Source organism: Escherichia sp. MOD1-EC5990 (assembly GCF_002965285.1).
In the GTDB taxonomy this organism is placed as follows: Bacteria; Pseudomonadota; Gammaproteobacteria; order Enterobacterales; family Enterobacteriaceae; genus Escherichia; species Escherichia coli_F.
Genome location: NZ_PTRV01000022.1, coordinates 12560 through 29766, shown reverse-complemented (window position 1 = coordinate 29766; position 17207 = coordinate 12560). Strand labels below are relative to the sequence as shown.

At 50.6% G+C, this 17207-nt stretch carries 13 protein-coding genes, 1 tRNA gene and 2 pseudogenes; 7 read left to right on the top strand and 9 right to left on the bottom strand.

The window, feature by feature from the left end; translation table 11 throughout:
• The first annotated feature begins 13 nt into the window (after positions 1–13).
• Entirely contained in the window at positions 14–415 is a 402-nt protein-coding gene (gene crl / locus BEB42_RS20540; RefSeq protein WP_000174675.1) for a sigma factor-binding protein Crl, read from the top strand.
• A gap of 38 nt (positions 416–453) precedes the next feature.
• Here the strand turns inward: crl and phoE are convergent, their stop codons facing one another.
• A complete protein-coding gene (phoE, locus tag BEB42_RS20535) occupies positions 454–1509 on the bottom strand; it encodes a phosphoporin PhoE (RefSeq protein ID WP_105267522.1) in 1056 nt (351 codons plus the stop codon).
• Between the two features lie 287 nt (positions 1510–1796).
• On the opposite strand from phoE, the gene proB reads away from it, so the two are divergent.
• The 4 genes and pseudogenes from proB to BEB42_RS20515 all read left to right on the top strand — a co-directional run bounded on the left by proB (position 1797) and on the right by BEB42_RS20515 (position 5715).
• Positions 1797–2900 (top strand): glutamate 5-kinase, encoded by a 1104-nt coding sequence (gene proB / locus BEB42_RS20530; protein WP_001285288.1) that lies wholly within the window; start codon positions 1797–1799, stop codon positions 2898–2900.
• 10 nt (positions 2901–2910) lie between these two features.
• The gene (proA, locus tag BEB42_RS20525) at positions 2911–4164 is read left to right on the top strand and encodes a glutamate-5-semialdehyde dehydrogenase (RefSeq protein WP_105267521.1); all 1254 of its coding nucleotides are present in this window, start codon (positions 2911–2913) and stop codon (positions 4162–4164) included.
• Positions 4165–4278: 114 nt separating this feature from the next.
• Positions 4279–4354 (top strand) — tRNA-Thr (locus tag BEB42_RS20520).
• A gap of 162 nt (positions 4355–4516) precedes the next feature.
• A pseudogene (locus BEB42_RS20515) lies at positions 4517–5715 on the top strand (tyrosine-type recombinase/integrase).
• Positions 5716–6082: 367 nt separating this feature from the next.
• Here the strand turns inward: BEB42_RS20515 and BEB42_RS20510 are convergent.
• The 4 genes and pseudogenes from BEB42_RS20510 to BEB42_RS20495 form a co-directional block, all read right to left on the bottom strand.
• Positions 6083–6778 (bottom strand): hypothetical protein, encoded by a 696-nt coding sequence (locus tag BEB42_RS20510; protein WP_032190252.1) that lies wholly within the window; start codon positions 6776–6778, stop codon positions 6083–6085.
• A gap of 2 nt (positions 6779–6780) precedes the next feature.
• Complete coding sequence (locus tag BEB42_RS20505; protein WP_105267520.1) at positions 6781–7287, bottom strand: hypothetical protein; 507 nt, start codon at positions 7285–7287, stop codon at positions 6781–6783.
• Positions 7284–8114, bottom strand: a pseudogene (locus tag BEB42_RS20500) (ParA family protein). Before BEB42_RS20500 ends, BEB42_RS20505 begins: the two are co-directional and overlap by 4 nt.
• A gap of 602 nt (positions 8115–8716) precedes the next feature.
• Positions 8717–9601 (bottom strand): LysR family transcriptional regulator, encoded by an 885-nt coding sequence (locus BEB42_RS20495; RefSeq protein WP_001119037.1) that lies wholly within the window; start codon positions 9599–9601, stop codon positions 8717–8719.
• 264 nt (positions 9602–9865) lie between these two features.
• On the opposite strand from BEB42_RS20495, the gene BEB42_RS20490 reads away from it, so the two are divergent.
• The gene (locus tag BEB42_RS20490; RefSeq protein ID WP_123058317.1) at positions 9866–10924 is read left to right on the top strand and encodes an alpha/beta hydrolase; all 1059 of its coding nucleotides are present in this window, start codon (positions 9866–9868) and stop codon (positions 10922–10924) included.
• A gap of 141 nt (positions 10925–11065) precedes the next feature.
• Positions 11066–12193, top strand: a complete 1128-nt coding sequence (locus tag BEB42_RS20485) for an MFS transporter (protein WP_123058316.1) — start codon at positions 11066–11068, stop codon at positions 12191–12193.
• A gap of 178 nt (positions 12194–12371) precedes the next feature.
• Here the strand turns inward: BEB42_RS20485 and paoD are convergent, their stop codons facing one another.
• Genes paoD through paoA form a run of 4 tightly spaced genes read right to left on the bottom strand, consistent with a single transcriptional unit; the run spans position 12372 to position 17175 of the window.
• A complete protein-coding gene (gene paoD / locus BEB42_RS20480; protein ID WP_032302490.1) occupies positions 12372–13328 on the bottom strand; it encodes a molybdenum cofactor insertion chaperone PaoD in 957 nt (318 codons plus the stop codon).
• A 9-nt stretch (positions 13329–13337) separates the two neighbouring features.
• A complete protein-coding gene (gene paoC, locus BEB42_RS20475; protein ID WP_105267517.1) occupies positions 13338–15536 on the bottom strand; it encodes an aldehyde oxidoreductase molybdenum-binding subunit PaoC in 2199 nt (732 codons plus the stop codon).
• On the bottom strand, positions 15533–16489 hold the full coding sequence (paoB, locus tag BEB42_RS20470) for an aldehyde oxidoreductase FAD-binding subunit PaoB (protein ID WP_105267516.1): 957 nt from the start codon (positions 16487–16489) through the stop codon (positions 15533–15535). Before paoB ends, paoC begins: the two co-directional genes overlap by 4 nt.
• Entirely contained in the window at positions 16486–17175 is a 690-nt protein-coding gene (gene paoA / locus BEB42_RS20465; RefSeq protein ID WP_000070682.1) for an aldehyde dehydrogenase iron-sulfur subunit PaoA, read from the bottom strand. Before paoA ends, paoB begins: the two co-directional genes overlap by 4 nt.
• Positions 17176–17207 lie beyond the last annotated feature (32 nt).

The window sequence follows — 17207 nt, the reverse complement described above, 5'->3', positions numbered from 1 at the left end:
ACAGGAGATCGCAATGACGTTACCGAGTGGACACCCGAAGAGCAGATTGATCAAAAAATTTACCGCACTAGGCCCCTATATTCGTGAAGGTAAGTGCGAAGATAATCGATTCTTTTTCGATTGTCTGGCTGTATGCGTCAACGTGAAACCAGCGCCGGAAGTGCGTGAGTTCTGGGGTTGGTGGATGGAGCTTGAAGCGCAGGAATCCCGTTTTACTTACAGCTACCAGTTTGGTCTGTTCGATAAAGCAGGCGACTGGAAGAACGTTCCGGTAAAAGATGCCGAAGTGGTTGAGCGACTGGAACATACCCTGCGTGAGTTTCATGAGAAGCTGCGTGAACTGCTGACGACACTGAATCTGAAGCTGGAACCGGCGGATGATTTTCGTGATGAACCGGTGAAGTTAACCGCGTGAGTGAAAAGTGCCGGATGCGCCGCATCCGGCAATCTCCATTAAAACTGATAGGTCATCCCAACCGCGACAATATCATCATTATTAATATTTAATTTGTTATCGCTGTCCAGTTGGTTTATTTTATAATCAACAAACGCTGACATATTTTTGTTGAAATAATATGTAGCACCGATATCAATATAATTGACCAGATCCTCATCACCGATGCCCTCAATATCTTTCCCTTTCGATAAGACATAACCCAGCGATGGACGCAGGCCAAAGTCGAATTGGTATTGAGCGACTGCTTCAAAGTTCTGCGTCTTATTGGCAAAGCCGCCAGAGATTGGCGTCATTTTACGCGTTTCAGAATAGAAAGTTGCCAGGTAAATATTATTGGCATCGTATTTCAGGCCTGTTGCCCATGCTTCTGCACGCTTGCCCGTGCCACGGCTTTGCAGGTTCTGCTCGTTGGTGCGATCGGAGTTGGTATAGGCCCCACTAATGGCAAAATCGCTGCCGCCAAAGTCATATGTCAATGACGTGCCGAAGCCATCACCGTTTTGCTTTTTAACGTCGCGGTTTTCGTTTTTTCCTTGATATTGCAGGGTTAAGTTCAGGCCATCGATAACGCCGAAGAAGTCGGTGTTCCGATACGTTGCCAGACCGCTGGCGCGTTTGGTCATAAAGTTGTCGGTCTGCGCGGAGGAATCGCCGCCGAATTCCGGGAACATATCGGTCCATGCTTCCACGTCATACAGCGCCCCCAGGTTACGACCATAGTCGAAAGAACCCAAATCTTTATATTTCAACCCGGCAAAGGCAAGACGCGTTTTTTGCTGAGCAGTATCACTCTCTGCTTTATTTCCGGCAAACTCTGCTTCCCAGCGACCATAACCGGTCAGTTGATCGTTAATTTGTGTTTCGCCTTTAAAACCAAAACGAATATAACTTTGGTCGCCATCTTTACTGTCATTATCGCTCATATAATGCATGGCTTTAACTTTGCCATAGATATCCAGTTTATTACCGTCTTTGTTATATATTTCTGCGGCCTGTACGGATGCCGATGCCACAATGCCCATCACCACTAATGCCAGAGTGCTCTTTTTCATTTTCATTCCTGATTTTAATTAACGCGCGAATATTCAGCGGGAGAGCCCCGTTGAAAACAGGAAAGTTTTTAACCTGAGATTGTTAAAGATATATTACAGATTAATGATATTCTTAAAATGTGGTAATTTATTAAATCTGTAATAAAAGCGTAAACAACTGCCGCTACGCTTGCTGATCCCGCGCAACAAAACGCCATGCTTTGCTTGCAGATGGTTGGCAACCGGCGACAGTCCTGCTAAAACGTTCGTTTGATATCATTTTCCCTAAAATTGAATGGCAGAGAATCATGAGTGACAGCCAGACGCTGGTGGTAAAACTCGGCACCAGTGTGCTAACAGGCGGATCGCGCCGCCTGAACCGTGCCCATATCGTTGAACTTGTTCGCCAGTGTGCGCAGCTACATGCCGCCGGGCATCGGATTGTAATTGTGACGTCGGGTGCGATTGCCGCCGGACGTGAGCACCTGGGTTACCCGGAACTGCCAGCGACTATCGCCTCGAAACAACTTCTGGCGGCGGTAGGGCAGAGTCGACTGATTCAACTGTGGGAACAGCTGTTTTCGATTTATGGTATTCACGTCGGGCAGATGCTGCTAACTCGTGCTGATATGGAGGACCGTGAACGCTTCCTGAACGCCCGCGACACCTTGCGTGCACTGCTCGATAACAACATCGTTCCGGTAATCAATGAGAACGATGCTGTCGCTACTGCAGAGATTAAAGTCGGCGATAACGATAACCTTTCGGCACTGGCGGCGATTCTGGCAGGTGCCGATAAACTGTTGTTGCTGACCGATCAAAAAGGTTTGTATACCGCTGACCCGCGTAGCAATCCGCAGGCAGAACTGATTAAAGATGTGTACGGCATTGATGACGCACTGCGCGCGATTGCCGGTGATAGCGTTTCAGGTCTTGGAACCGGCGGCATGAGCACTAAATTGCAGGCCGCTGACGTGGCTTGCCGTGCGGGTATCGACACCATTATTGCCGCGGGCAGTAAGCCGGGTGTCATTGGTGATGTGATGGAAGGTATTTCCGTCGGTACGCTGTTCCATGCCCAGGCGACTCCGCTTGAAAACCGCAAACGTTGGATTTTCGGTGCGCCGCCTGCGGGTGAAATCACGGTAGATGAAGGGGCAACCGCCGCCATTCTTGAACGCGGCAGCTCCCTGTTGCCGAAAGGCATTAAAAGCGTAACCGGCAACTTCTCGCGTGGTGAAGTCATTCGCATTTGCAACCTTGAAGGTCGCGATATCGCCCACGGCGTCAGTCGTTACAACAGCGATGCATTACGCCGTATTGCCGGACATCACTCGCAAGAAATTGATGCAATACTGGGATATGAATACGGCCCGGTTGCCGTTCACCGTGATGATATGATTACCCGTTAAGGAGCAGCCGATGCTGGAACAAATGGGCATTGCCGCGAAGCAAGCCTCGTATAATTTAGCGCAACTCTCCAGTCGCGAAAAAAATCGCGTGCTGGAAAAAATCGCCGATGAACTGGAAGCACAAAGCGAAAGCATCCTCAATGCTAATGCCCAGGATGTTGCTGACGCGCGTGCCAATGGCCTTAGCGAAGCGATGCTTGACCGCCTGGCACTGACGCCCGCACGGCTGAAAAGCATTGCCGATGATGTGCGCCAGGTATGTAACCTCGCCGATCCAGTGGGGCAGGTAATTGATGGCGGGGTGCTGGACAGCGGCCTGCGTCTGGAACGCCGTCGCGTACCGCTGGGGGTGATTGGTGTAATTTATGAAGCGCGCCCGAACGTGACGGTTGATGTTGCTTCACTGTGCCTGAAAACCGGTAACGCGGTGATCCTGCGCGGCGGCAAAGAAACCTGTCGCACTAACGCTGCAACGGTGGCGGTGATTCAGGACGCCCTGAAATCCTGCGGTTTACCGGCGGGTGCCGTGCAGGCGATTGATAATCCTGACCGTGCGCTGGTCAGTGAACTGCTGCGTATGGATAAATACATCGACATGCTGATCCCACGCGGCGGGGCTGGGTTGCATAAACTGTGCCGCGAACAGTCGACGATTCCGGTAATCACAGGTGGTATAGGCGTATGCCATATTTACGTTGATGAAAGTGCAGAGATCGCTGAAGCATTGAAAGTGATTGTCAACGCGAAAACTCAGCGCCCGAGCACGTGTAATACGGTAGAAACGTTGCTGGTAAATAAAAACATCGCAGATAGCTTCCTGCCCGCATTAAGCAAGCAAATGGCGGAAAGCTGCGTGACATTACACGCTGACGCAACTGCGCTGGCGCAGTTGCAGGCAGGCCCCGCGAAGGTGGTGGCTGTTAAAGCCGAAGAGTATGACGATGAGTTCCTGTCATTAGACTTGAACGTCAAAATCGTCAGCGATCTTGACGATGCCATCGCCCATATTCGTGAACACGGTACGCAACACTCCGATGCGATCCTGACCCGCGATATGCGTAATGCCCAGCGTTTTGTTAACGAAGTGGATTCGTCCGCTGTTTACGTTAACGCCTCTACGCGTTTTACCGACGGCGGCCAGTTTGGTCTGGGTGCGGAAGTGGCGGTAAGCACACAAAAACTCCACGCGCGTGGCCCAATGGGGCTGGAAGCACTGACCACTTACAAGTGGATCGGCATTGGTGATTACACCATTCGTGCGTAAATAAAACCGGGTGATGCAAAAGTAGCCATTTGATTCACAAGGCCATTGACGCATCGCCCGGTTAGTTTTAACCTTGTCCACCGTAATTCACGTTCGTGAACATGTCCTTTCAGGGCCGATATAGCTCAGTTGGTAGAGCAGCGCATTCGTAATGCGAAGGTCGTAGGTTCGACTCCTATTATCGGCACCATTTCAAACTCTTCCCAAGTCTACCGAAATCAACTAAAAGCCCGTACACTGTGGTTTCTGGCTCGTATCTTGTCTCCTGTTATCAACTGGACTCAACCGAAATCAAGTTGCAGTTGGGGGCATTAGTGGGGGTATTCTATGTTCGGTCCAGGGAGATGCCCCAATGAAGCTTAATGCACGACAGGTAGACGCTGCTAAACCCAGAGAGAGAAAGCCTATAAGCTGGCGGATGGTGCTGGTTTGTATCTTGAGGTTGTTCCCCCTGGTTCCAGATACTGGCGGATGAAGTATCGCTTCTATGGAAAAGAGAAGCGTATGGCTTTTGGTGTCTATCCAGCAGTGTCCCTTGTACAAGCGAGGGCACTACGCGATGAAGCCAAGAAAAAGCTGGCCGAGGGCATCGATCCGTCTTTCGCCAAGAAAGAAGAAAAGCTGGTTCGCGATGTGCAACTCAATAATACGTTCCAGTCTGTGGCGCTTGAGTGGCACGGTACGAAGGTGAGCCGGTGGTCAGAAGGGTATGCTTCTGACATTCTGGAGGCCTTTAATAAAGATATTTTCCCCTATATCGGTCAACTGCCGGTGAATGAAATCAAACCGCTGGTTCTGCTTAATGTGCTACGTCGAATGGAAAGCCGTGGCGCGACAGAGAAGGCTAAAAAGGTTCGCCAGCGCTGCAGCAAAGTCTTTCGTTACGCCATAGTGACTGGTCGTGCGGAATACAATCCTGCTGCGGATCTAACCAGCGCGATGTCAGGCCATGAATCGAAGCATTATCCCTTCCTTACTGTTGATGAGTTACCGGACTTCTTTAAAGCCCTATCCAACTATACAGGAAGCCCGCTAGTTGTTCTTGCCGCTCGGCTGTTGATCCTTACGGGAGTTCGCACCGGCGAGCTTCGAGGTGCTTTCTGGAGTGAGTTTGATCTTGAGAAAGCGGTGTGGGAAATACCTGAAGAGCGTATGAAGATGAAACGGCCTCATCTTGTACCCCTCTCTACCCAAGCGCTGGAAATCGTACAGCACCTCAAAGTAATGTCTGGGCAATATCCGTTGGTGTTTCCTGGGAGGAATGATCCCCGCAAAACGATGAGTGAAGCGAGTATAAATCAGGTGTTCAAGCGGATTGGATATACGGGGAAGGTAACGGGGCACGGTTTCCGTCACACGATGAGTACGATTTTGCATGAGGAAGGGTTCAATACAGCGTGGATTGAAACCCAGCTGGCTCACGTTGATAAGAATGCGATTCGTGGGACGTATAACCATGCGTTGTATTTGGAAGGACGTAGGGAGATGATGCAGTGGTATGCGGATTATATTGATAACATTGGAAAATATAATGTAATCATGGTCTTATGATACGAGCCTTAAATTGGTCCTTTATTCGTAGGTAGTATGAACTCTAAAGCTGAACTCCTCCGTGTGGGAGGAGTTCAACCACAGTAATTTTTTTTGTACTGATTTGCATTTACGCTTACTTTTGAAACGTTACACTTTCGTCTGACAGCCTGCTTAGTGCCAGAAGCGGACATTGCGGCGTTACGGCACGTTAGGTCAGATATTTAAATGCACATGGTCCGCTTGTGGCGGAAGGATACTTACAAGAGTTGGTGAGAGATAGTAAAATCAATATGAAAATTAAAATTCGGCAATAATTCCTGATATAGTCATCTTAATGAACATAAAAACTATCACAATAGGATAGTTTTTATGTCATACTTGTTAGTTAATCACTTAAGGAATGAAGTGAGGCTCGTTGTGCAGAGGTTAAGCTAAGGAGGATTTTTTCTCGATACTCAGGTGCAAAGGAAAAGAAAACATCAGGAAAAATTCTTATGATAGTTGATATCATAGTCTTAACCACCTTATCAATCACCTTCGAAATATTATCTATTTTAACCAAGTCTATTTCGGGAAAAACATTTAAAGCTTTTATGTGAGCCATTTCTTTTACAGTAGCTGTATGTACGTGACTGCATAACGAAGAGTATTCAGCTTTTAAAGTTTCATGTAGTAGAGGATTTTTTTTGAAGACAGGATGTTCCCCAGTTTGTTCAATTACCTTAAACAATGATTTTTCTTCAAGTATTGAAGGATCTAGTAAGCAACCGATTGATTTTAAAGAATTTTCAATATAACTTCGCATCATTAGATTTGCTGGTTTGTATGCACCATTTATAACCATAAACATAGCTGTACCAAGGTCAGATGAAGCTTCTTGCAATCGCTCCAATGAGTTGGCGTCTATTTTCTCCTTGGAGAAATGATACAAACAGTAAACAAGGCACATAAAAGAATAATATCTCTTATGTATCATGCTTATTTTCCCTCTTGAGTTAATATTCTCGAAAACATTTTTTAATTTATATTCAGAGAAATAAGTAACTAACTCAGTGAAATCGCTGTTTACTTCTCTCGACATTGTTAGTCCTTATTGAATATATCTTTTATAACTTCATTCCAGTCATATATCTCATTTTGAGCGCTAGAAAGGTTCTTCCTCTCTTTTATTCTACTCAAAACTAGAGGGTTATTTGACATTGAATTGATAATATTATAAGCCTTACCTAAATCGGATGAGTTTTTCTCGTGAACGTCACACACGATTATGCCGATCATTTCCTCTCTAGATCTTTTTTCAGGCCTGCTGATTTCGATACCTAACATGCGTGCAAAATCATCTATATCTTTATTTTTTTGGAAGAGATCTTTGTCTAATAAAATCCTCGGAAGATACCCAACAAGGAAACCTTTAATATCATTTTTTTTAGACTTTGAATTTCTTTCGTTAACTTCTAAATTATCAGTATAACTATCTTGAAGTAATTCAATAAAGTTGATTCTTGATAATTTTTTTGAAATAAAGGAAAACTCCTCTAAAAAGTTTAACAGTTGCTTAATTTCTTTTGAGTTATTTTTTTTGTCAATCATAAGTCACCTACTCTAGAGAGAAGTTCGTCAGTAATTTTAGACAGCGAAAACTTCATATCCTCATCCGTTAAATTGTTAATAAATAAGCCTCTTGTTTGATTTCTTGCCAACTCAGTACGTTTGCTCAAATATGATTTAAAGATCTTATTACGCCAACGTTTTTGATTATTGAAGTAACGAAGACTTTCCTCATATAAATTACTATTACCTTCAACCATATTAAAAACTATGCCCGCACATTCAATCTTAAGATCGAAATTTTCTCTCTTCTCATTTATAATGCTATCTAATAGATCGATACCAGTGATCGAAAGAGGATCGGGTTTGGCTGGAATGAGGTAATAATCAGATGCAATTAATGCGCTGGACATCCAAACTGATGGGGTTGGTGGGGTATCAATTATGACATAATCATAGTCATTTTCATGGATTTTAAGAAAGCGTCTAAGCTTGTTTTCTATCCCTTCTCCTGGTTTCATTTCAATTTTATATAGCCCAAGGCTTCCGGGAACAATGTGAAAATTATTATTTAATTGAATTGGTGTTATATCGGCTAATTCTTTAGGTGTGTTAACTAAAGGACCAGTCATTGTAGATAGTCGAATTTTTGAACTATAAAAAATATCACATATGCTATCGCCTCCGCTTTTCATATGTGCAACATATTTGCTTGTATCCATTACACATTGCGTTGCGTTAAATTGTGGGTCGATATCTATTAATAATATTTTTTACCCAAGTTTATCTGAAAGATGATTAGCAATATTGGTAGCCAATGTTGACTTACCAACGCCACCTTTCATATTGATTAAGCTAATAACTTTCAATCTTCTTGCTCCTGTTTTGATTAACGCTAAGCTTTTTCATCAGCATTGAAATTTAACATGTGTTTTACAAACTTATGTCTTATCACTACCTTATCATTTTTTACATACACCATAAATATTTTTAACTAAAAATTTTTGGTTTTCAACCTGAAATCTTTATCTTTAAAAACAAAACATTACAATATTTTTAGTAAGATGCCTTACCTAATGTAATGTGAATGGCTCAATTTTGATTAACACTTAAGCTATGTTAATAATGGTTTTGTAAGTGTGATGAGGGTTCCATATGAAGAAGTGATTTCCCGAACAATACAACATGAATATCATCCTCGTAGTCGGTGTTTCTTCACATGAACTCTGTCGCAAATACGCTATATGAAACGTGGCAAGATGAATGTACCTGAGGTTATCAATCTTAAACCGCTTGAGAGTACGCCCTGATCCTGCCCGTTGATAAACTAACTGCATTGTTTGTAATGCTTCATCGGTGGTGAGAACAAGTTTCGTACTTCCGCTTCTCGCTCAAAGCGGCCCCTGGAATTGAACGCAGAATGACTACCTGACACAATATTGCACAGTGAAGAGTCGGTCGTTGTTAACGTTCATATTTTCAATGTATCAATGACCATACGCAGGGCGGGGGAGACGTTGCGATGGGGATAATAGAGAAATAATCCTTCCATTCGCAGGCTGTAACGCTGTAATACCCTGATAAGCTTACCGTGTTCTAAATCATCGGCGACCAATTCAACAGGGACATAGGCTAATCCGAGGCCCAGTCGGGCGGCTTCTGCTTCCATATAGCTGTCGGATAGGGCCCATTGCCCTTCAGGCCGGTGGGTAATTTTTTTATCATCCTGATTGAGTTCCCACTGGTATACGCTGCCGTCGGCAAACTGATAGGCGATACAGGGATGCGCCTTTAAATCCGCCGGGGTTTGCGGAAAACCATAGCGACGAAAATGTTCCGGAGTCCCCACAATTGCCATCTCCATATCGGGCGTGATGCGTACCGCGACCATACCCTGGCCGACTTCAGGCCCCAGGCGGACACCAGCATCGAATCTTTCCTCGATGATATCGACGAACCGGCTCTCATTTATCAGTTCAAGCCGGATATCAGGATATCGCTGTTTAAATACCGCCAGCTTTGGCAGCAGGCATTTATCAATCGCGTGCTGGCTGGCATTGATACGCACCGTGCCGGAGGGCGTCTCTCGATAGTGCGCCAGTGTGGCAAGCCCAAGATCTAACATTTCAAATCCAGATGCCGTCTTCTGGTAGAGCTGCTCGCCTGCTTGCGTCAGCGACAGTTTACGCGTGGTGCGCACCAGCAGCTGGACGCCGAGCCTTTCTTCAAGCTCGCGAACAGAACGGCTGACTCCTGACTGAGCAAGACCCAGCCGCTGAGCTGCTGCGGTAAAGCTGCCTTCTCGCACCACCTGCATAAACAGGTACAGCTCGTTGTAGTTCTCCCTTTTCGCCATTGAAACATCCCCCCTTCATGCCGGCAATCTCCGCATTAATTTATAACAATATGGTATTAATCTTAGCATTAATCGCCCCCTAATCAGCACTAATTCTGCTCACTATAATGACCCCATCAAAGTAAAGCACCGCAGTGTTGTCCGTCGGAAACCTGTATCTCTCTGTTGTTTTTTATGGGGATTTTTATGAAAGCCTTCACCCGAACGCTAAAAATCGCGATGCCGACCATGCTGCTTTTCGCATCATTAAGTGGAGTCACGACAATGAGTTATGCTGATTCAACCAATCCTAATGCCCCTGTGTCCATGACAGATAAATGGGATAAAACGTTCGCCGAGAGCCAGAAAGTCGATCACCGTAAAGTCTCGTTCCCGAACCGATATGGCATCACCTTAGTGGGCGATCTTTACCTGCCTAAAGACCGTGGCGATCGCAAGCTGGCGGCGATTGCGGTCAGTGGGCCATTTGGCGCGGTGAAAGAGCAATCCAGCGGCCTGTATGCGCAGACGCTGGCGGAACGAGGGTTTGTTACCCTGGCGTTCGATCCTTCTTACACCGGGGAAAGCGGCGGCTATCCGCGAAACGTCGCCTCACCGGATATCAACACTGAAGATTTCAGCGCGGCGGTGGATTTCTTAGGGCTGCAAAAAGAGGTAGATCGCAACCGTATCGGGCTGCTCGGTATTTGTGGCTGGGGCGGCATGGCGCTGAACGACGCGGCGATGGATACCCGCGTTAAAGCGGTAGCTACCAGCGTGATGTATGACATGAGCCGGGCGATGGGCCATGGTGTGGGGGATGGCAAAGACCGTTATTCTACCGCCGACCGTCGTGCTGTTCTGCAATATCTGAATGAACAGCGCTGGAAGGATGCGCAGAGCGGAACGTTCGCTCACGGTGGTCATGATATTAATGTCGATAGCAACGGCAAGGTCAGTGCGGGCGAGCGCATTCTGCCAGAAACGCTGCCGGCAAATCCTCATTCGGTACTGAAAGAGTTCTTTGACTACTATCGCATGCCGCGCGGCTTCCACGAACGTTCCGTTAACTCTACCGGGGCGTGGACGGCAACGATGCCGCTGTCATTTATGAATATGCCGCTGTTGAGTTACGCCAGTGAAATCACCATTCCGACGCTGATTGTGACCGGTGAGAAAGCGCATTCACGCTATTTTGCTGAAGATGCTTACAAGGCGGTTGGCAGTAAAGACAAAGAGCTGGTGGTGGTACCAGGGGCAAATCACGTGGACCTGTACGATAACGTGGCCGGAAAAATACCTTTCGCGAAGTTCGAACAATTTTTCCAGACCAAACTGAAATAAAACCTCTCCTGAATTGATGCAAAGCCACCGGTCTATGGCCGGTGGCTTTTATCCTGATCTTTGTGAAATTTCACTATGTCGACACTAAGCCAAACACCATCACCTCATCATCAGCACGCATACTGGGGCGGTATTTTTGCCATGACCCTGTGCGTGTTTGTGCTGATTGCTTCTGAATTTATGCCCGTCAGCCTGCTCACGCCGATTACCCGCGATTTAGGCGTGACGGAGGGGTTGGCTGGGCAGGGGATTGCTATCTCCGGCGCGCTGGCGGTTCTGACCAGCCTGACGCTTTCAACGCTAGCTGGAAAGATGAATCGTAAGTTCCTGCTGCTGGGGATGACGGTTCTGATGGCCGTATCGGGGCTTATTATTGCGCTGGCTTCCAGTTATCTGATGTATATGATCGGTCGCGCGATGATTGGTGTGGCGATTGGCGGATTCTGGTCGATGTCTGCGGCAACGGCGATTCGTCTGGTGCCGCAGCAACAGGTCACGCGTGCGCTGGCGATTTTCAATGCCGGTAATGCGCTGGCGACGGTCGTGGCCGCGCCGCTGGGAAGCTATCTGGGTGCCACGGTCGGATGGCGAGGCGCTTTCTTGTGCCTGGTGCCCATCGCGGTGGTCGCCTTTATCTGGCAGTGCATCAGCCTGCCCAGTATGGATGCGAATAAAAGCCACACGTCATTTGGCACGGTATTCCGCTTATTTAGCCGCCGCATGGTTGTGGTCGGCATGATAGCTTGTGGCCTGTTTTTCATGGGGCAGTTTGCGCTATTCACCTATGTGCGCCCGTTTCTGGAGTCGGTGACACTGGTTGATTCCTTAGGCTTGTCGTTGATTTTGCTGATTATCGGCGTGGCCGGTTTTATTGGCACGCTGGTTGTTTCGGCATTTCTCAACAGAAAATTCTACCCCACGCTGATGGCCATACCCGGACTTATGGCCGTCATTGCTATCGGTCTGATGCTTATCGGGCATCACGTCTGGACGGTCTCGCTGCTGTTAGGACTCTGGGGCATGCTGGCCACCGCCGCGCCAACCGGATGGTGGACATGGATTGCGCGTACGTTGCCTGACAACGCCGAAGCCGGAGGCGGGCTCATGGTCGCGGTGATTCAGCTCGCCATCGCCCTTGGATCAACGGCAGGAGGCATTGTGTTTGACCGCCTTGGCTGGCAGAGCACGTTTGCTATGAGTAGCGTGCTGCTCCTTTGCGCTGGCGTACTGACCTTTGTTACCGCACGCCAGAAGGCCGGTGCGCTTTAGTCCGGCGAGGGCGCGCGTTGCTGAATAAGTTACACAAGGCGATGAGCGCCCACTATGGGTTGGGCGCTCTTTTAAACGATTTAGGTGATTTTCTAAAACGGCTACTGCAGATTTTTCTCTTAATTTATGGTATTTCCCCCGGAGGCGAGAAAGCGCTCTCCACGCCCGGCCGCAAGGATCACGACGACGGGGGCAGGCATGAATCCTCCTCCTGATGGAGACGTACAGAAGCGACTTCTGCCAGCACGGAGAGTGCCAGAGTATGCGCATCCCGGGCTTTGGGGAATATCCCGATGGGTGCCCGGATTTGCGCTGTCTCCTCCCTGGACCATCCTAGCTCGTGGAGCTTTTGCAGACGTAACGTGTGGGTTCGATAGCTGCCCAATGCGCCGAGATAAAAGGGTTTTGCCTCTCGCGCGGCCTGCAACACTGGCAGCTCCCGGTTGAGATCATGGCACAGCAAAATGACCGCCGTATCGGTATCGATCTGAGCGCTGGCTGAGGCCGGAAAAATATCGAAGATATGGCTGTCATAGCCTGTGGCTGCTGCAAGACTCGCGGTTGCCTGCGCCTCAAGAGAACGTCCGTAAATCATCAGCCTGACGCATGGCCTGAACCCCACCTCAAAGCCATTGAGATTCCAGCCCGTTCGGGTTTGCGTGGGCAGGCACACCAGCGATTGAGCTTGCGGATCGTAGCGCAGACCCGCCGGTTTTCTCTGTTCCAGGCGGTTCAGCACGGCGAGCAGAGGCTGTGCCGAGCGTAGTTTATGGAGCGTCAGCGTGATCCCACCGCCGCAGGGCAGAACGATGTCAAACCACGGCGAACCTTCGCCATAGCGAATTTCGCGATCGCAGCCTGAGCCCATCACCTCCAGCGCTTCAAAAGCGGCAGCGGCCTCCACGCAGCCGCCAGAGACAAAACCGCAGTAACGACCATCTTCGCGCACCACCATCTGTGCTCCGAGCGGGCGCGCCGCGCCGCCGCGTATCTCCACCAGCGTCACCAGCACCGCTCCTTTACCGGACATTAGCGCCTCTACGGCGAAGCGCAGAATGGTCCGGTGGTCATCGGTGAGAAACGCCTGCTCTGGCTTATGCCAGTGCTCGTCTTTGTCAAAAAGCGAGTATGACATTGTTCCTCCTTAAACCACATCCGGCAGTTTATCGAGCAGCTTATCCAGAGTGATGGGATAATCCCGTACCCGAATACCGGTGGCGTTATACACCGCGTTGGCGATAGCCGCGCTCACGCCGCACAGGCCCAGCTCACCGACACCTTTGGCCTTCATCGGGGAGGAGATGGGGTCGGTATCATCCAGGAAAATCACCTCCTGTTTTGGGATATCCGCATGAACCGGCACCTCATACCCCGCCATATCGTGATTAACGAAGTAGCCCAAACGGTCATCTACCGCCAGCTCCTCCATCAGTGCCGCGCCCATGCCCATAGTCATCGCGCCAATGACCTGGCTGCGTGCAGTTTTCGGATTCAGAATGCGCCCCGCTGCGCACACGGCGAGCATACGCCGGACCCGAACTTCTCCCGTCGCGCTATGCACGCCGACCTCCGCAAAATGCCCGGCAAAGGTCGATTGCTGGTACTCCTTGCTGAGAGTGCCGAACTCAATGCTCTCTTCCGCTGTCAGTCTGCCGCCTGCGGTGGCCTCATGTAGCGTGGCGCTTCGGGTACCGTTGGTAATCTTGCCGTCGGCAAACTGCGACTGCTCAGGATCAAACCCGACCGCCGAGGCAATCATTTCGCGAAGTTTCACACAGGCGGCGTAAACGCCGGAGGTGGAGGTATTCGCGCCCCATTGTCCACCAGAACCCGCAGAAACCGGGAAACTGGAATCGCCGAGGTGAACCGCAACCTGCTCCAGCGGTACGCCAAGCATTTCCGCTGCCGTCTGGGCCAGAATGGTGTAGCTGCCGGTGCCAATGTCGGTCATGTCCGTTTCTACGGTAACGGTGCCATTTTGTTCGAGGTGAACCCGAGCACCCGATTTTTCCAACAGATTATTGCGAAAGCCCGCAGCAACACCGTGGCCGACTAGCCACTCCCCGTCGCGCACCTGTCCGGGTGTGGCGTTGCGCTGCTTCCAGCCAAATTTATCCGCTCCGGTGCGCAAGCACTCGATAAGCTGACGGCGAGAGAAGCGGCGCGTCGGGTCGGCGGGGTCAACCTGAGTGTCATTCAGGATGCGAAACTCGACGGGATCGATGCCCGCTTTTTCCGCCAGTTCGTCGATCGCGATTTCGAGCGCCATCAGACCGGGGGCTTCGCCGGGCGCACGCATGGCGTTCCCTTCCGGCAAATCAAGCGCGGCGAGCCGCAGGCCGGTATGACGGTTTGCCCCTGCGTAGAGTAATTCGCTTTGCTGTACCGCCGTTTCCGGCGTGCCGCCGGGCAGGTTTCCGGACCAGCTTTCATGTGAGATAGCGGTGATTTTCCCGCTCTGGTCGGCACCGATACGCAGGTGCTGAAGGGTGGCGGGGCGGTGCGTGGTGTTATTGGGAATAGTGGGGCGGGGGAGCATCACTTTAACCGGACGTTTCACCGCACGGGCGGCGAGGGCCGCCAGCAGCGCATCGCTTCTCAGGAATAGCTTGCCGCCAAACCCTCCGCCGATATACGGGGAGATAATACGCACATTCTCCACGGGCACTTTCAGCGTTTTTGCCAGATCGGTGCGGCACCAGTCAATCATCTGATTTGAGGTCCAGAGGGTAAGCTTATTTCCATCCCAGACGGCCATCGAGGCATGCGGCTCCATCGCCATATGGCTCTGGTCCGGGGTCGTGTATGTAGCATCAATTTTCACCGCAGCGGAGGTGAAAGCCCCGTCAAAGTCACCAACGTTTTTATCGGGCGTGTCTTCCGGCGGCTGACTGACGGCCTGTTTCTCGTCCGCCAGGGAGTAAGCTCCTTTATTACGGCGATAGTGCGCCTGCACCAGCGAGGCCGCCGCTCGCGCCTGTTCGAAGGTCTCGGCCACTACCAGCGCAATGGCCTGATGATAGTGCTCAATAGTGGGGCCGCCTAACAGCCTGGCGGTGTTTTTGTCGCCTTTGCCGAGTGCCCCAGCGTTACTGGCGGTAATGACAGCCAGTACGCCCGGCGCTTTTTGCGCGGCGTCCGTATCAAGGGCGGTGAGGCGTCCTTTGGCAATGGCGGAACCGACGATATAGCCATAGGCGGCGTTGGGGGCTTCTTCATGCCATTCGTAGGCGTAGCGTGCCGTGCCGGTAGTTTTCAGCGGTCCGTCGATGCGGTCATGGGGACGACCGACAACCTTCAGCTGATCGATCGGGTTTTCCCCTGCGGGTTTATCAAATTTCATGCCTGTGCCCTCGCTTCAGCCAGTACGGAGGCAAGCGTTCGCTTCGCCAACAGGAGTTTAAAGGTATTTTCAGCGGTGGGATGGGCGCTGGCGAACAGCGCGTCATACACGGCCTGCGCCCCCTGGGATAGCTGAGTATCCGCAGCCTCAATGCGCCAGGGCTTATGTGCTACTCCGCCCAGCGCGACCCGCCCGCTGCCGTCAGGCTGAATAATCGCCGCGACCGATACCAGGGCAAAGGCGTAGGAGGCGCGATCGCGCACCTTGCGGTAGATATGTTTTCCGCCGAGCGGCGGAGGTAACGTCACCGCAACGATAAGCTCACCGGGAAGCAGGGCGGTTTCAATGTGCGGCGTTTTCCCCGGTGGGTGATAAAAATCAGCCAGTGTGATACTGCGAGTTTTTCCCTCCGGCGTGATGGTTTCCACCACCGCATCCAGCAACCGCATTGCGACCGCCATATCGCTCGGATGGGTGGCAATGCAGGCTTCGCTTACGCCTACCACCGCGTGCTGACGGCTAAAGCCTTCAAGTGCCGCGCAGCCGCTCCCGGGCAGGCGCTTATTGCAGGGCTGATTGGTGTCGTAAAAATAGGGGCAGCGCGTGCGCTGGAGCAGATTACCTGCGGTGGTTGCCTGATTACGTAACTGGCCAGACGCGCCAGCGAGCAGAGCGCGGGAGAGTACCGCGTAATCACGACGCACGCGCTCGTGAGCCGCCAGGTCGGTGTTCCGTACCAGTGCGCCGATGCGCAGCCCACCCGCGTCGGTCACTTCAATCTTATCGAGCCCGAGCCCGTTCACATCGATAAGGTGGGTTGGCGTTTCAATTTCCAGCTTCATCAGGTCCAGCAGATTGGTCCCGCCAGCGATAAATTTTGCGCCGGGTACGCGCTGAGCGCTAAGTGCCGCCTCGGCAGGGGTGTTCACACGTTCATAGGTAAACGCCTTCATGATTTTATCTCCCCCGCAGCGTCTTCAATGGCGGCAAGGATGTTAGCGTATGCACCACAGCGACAGATGTTGCCGCTCATACGTTCACGGATCTCATCGGCAGTTCTTTCTGGAGGGGAAACCAAATCGACCGTGACGTGACTGGGAATGCCGTCCTGAATCTCTTTTAGCACCGCTACTGATGAGCAAATTTGCCCGGAGGTGCAGTAGCCGCACTGGAAGCCATCATGCTTGATAAAGGCCGCCTGCATGGGGTGAAGATTCTCTGGTGAACCCAGGCCTTCAATGGTGGTGATCTCGGCCCCCTGATGCATGACTGCCAGCGTCAGGCAGGCATTAAGCCTGCGACCATTGACCAGTACGGTACAGGCTCCGCACTGTCCGTGATCGCAACCTTTCTTGGTACCGATCAGATGCAGATTTTCACGCAAAGCGTCCAGTAGCGTGGTTCGGGTATCCACCTCAAGCTGCTCGGTTTTGCCGTTCACCTTAAGTGTCAGGGGCATTATCTCTGGCGCGGGTGTAGCTGCCGGAACGCTTGCCGCAAGCGTAGAATGAGGATAAACCACGGCGGTCGCCGCCGTTGCGGCGCTCACTTTAATCAGATCGCGGCGGGTCAAACTAAAATCGTGCGGCTCGTGCTTCCCAACCCGATTATCTTCGGGGTATTCGCCTTGGTTGCTCATACCAGGCCTCCGGTATTCTAAAGGGGAAAATA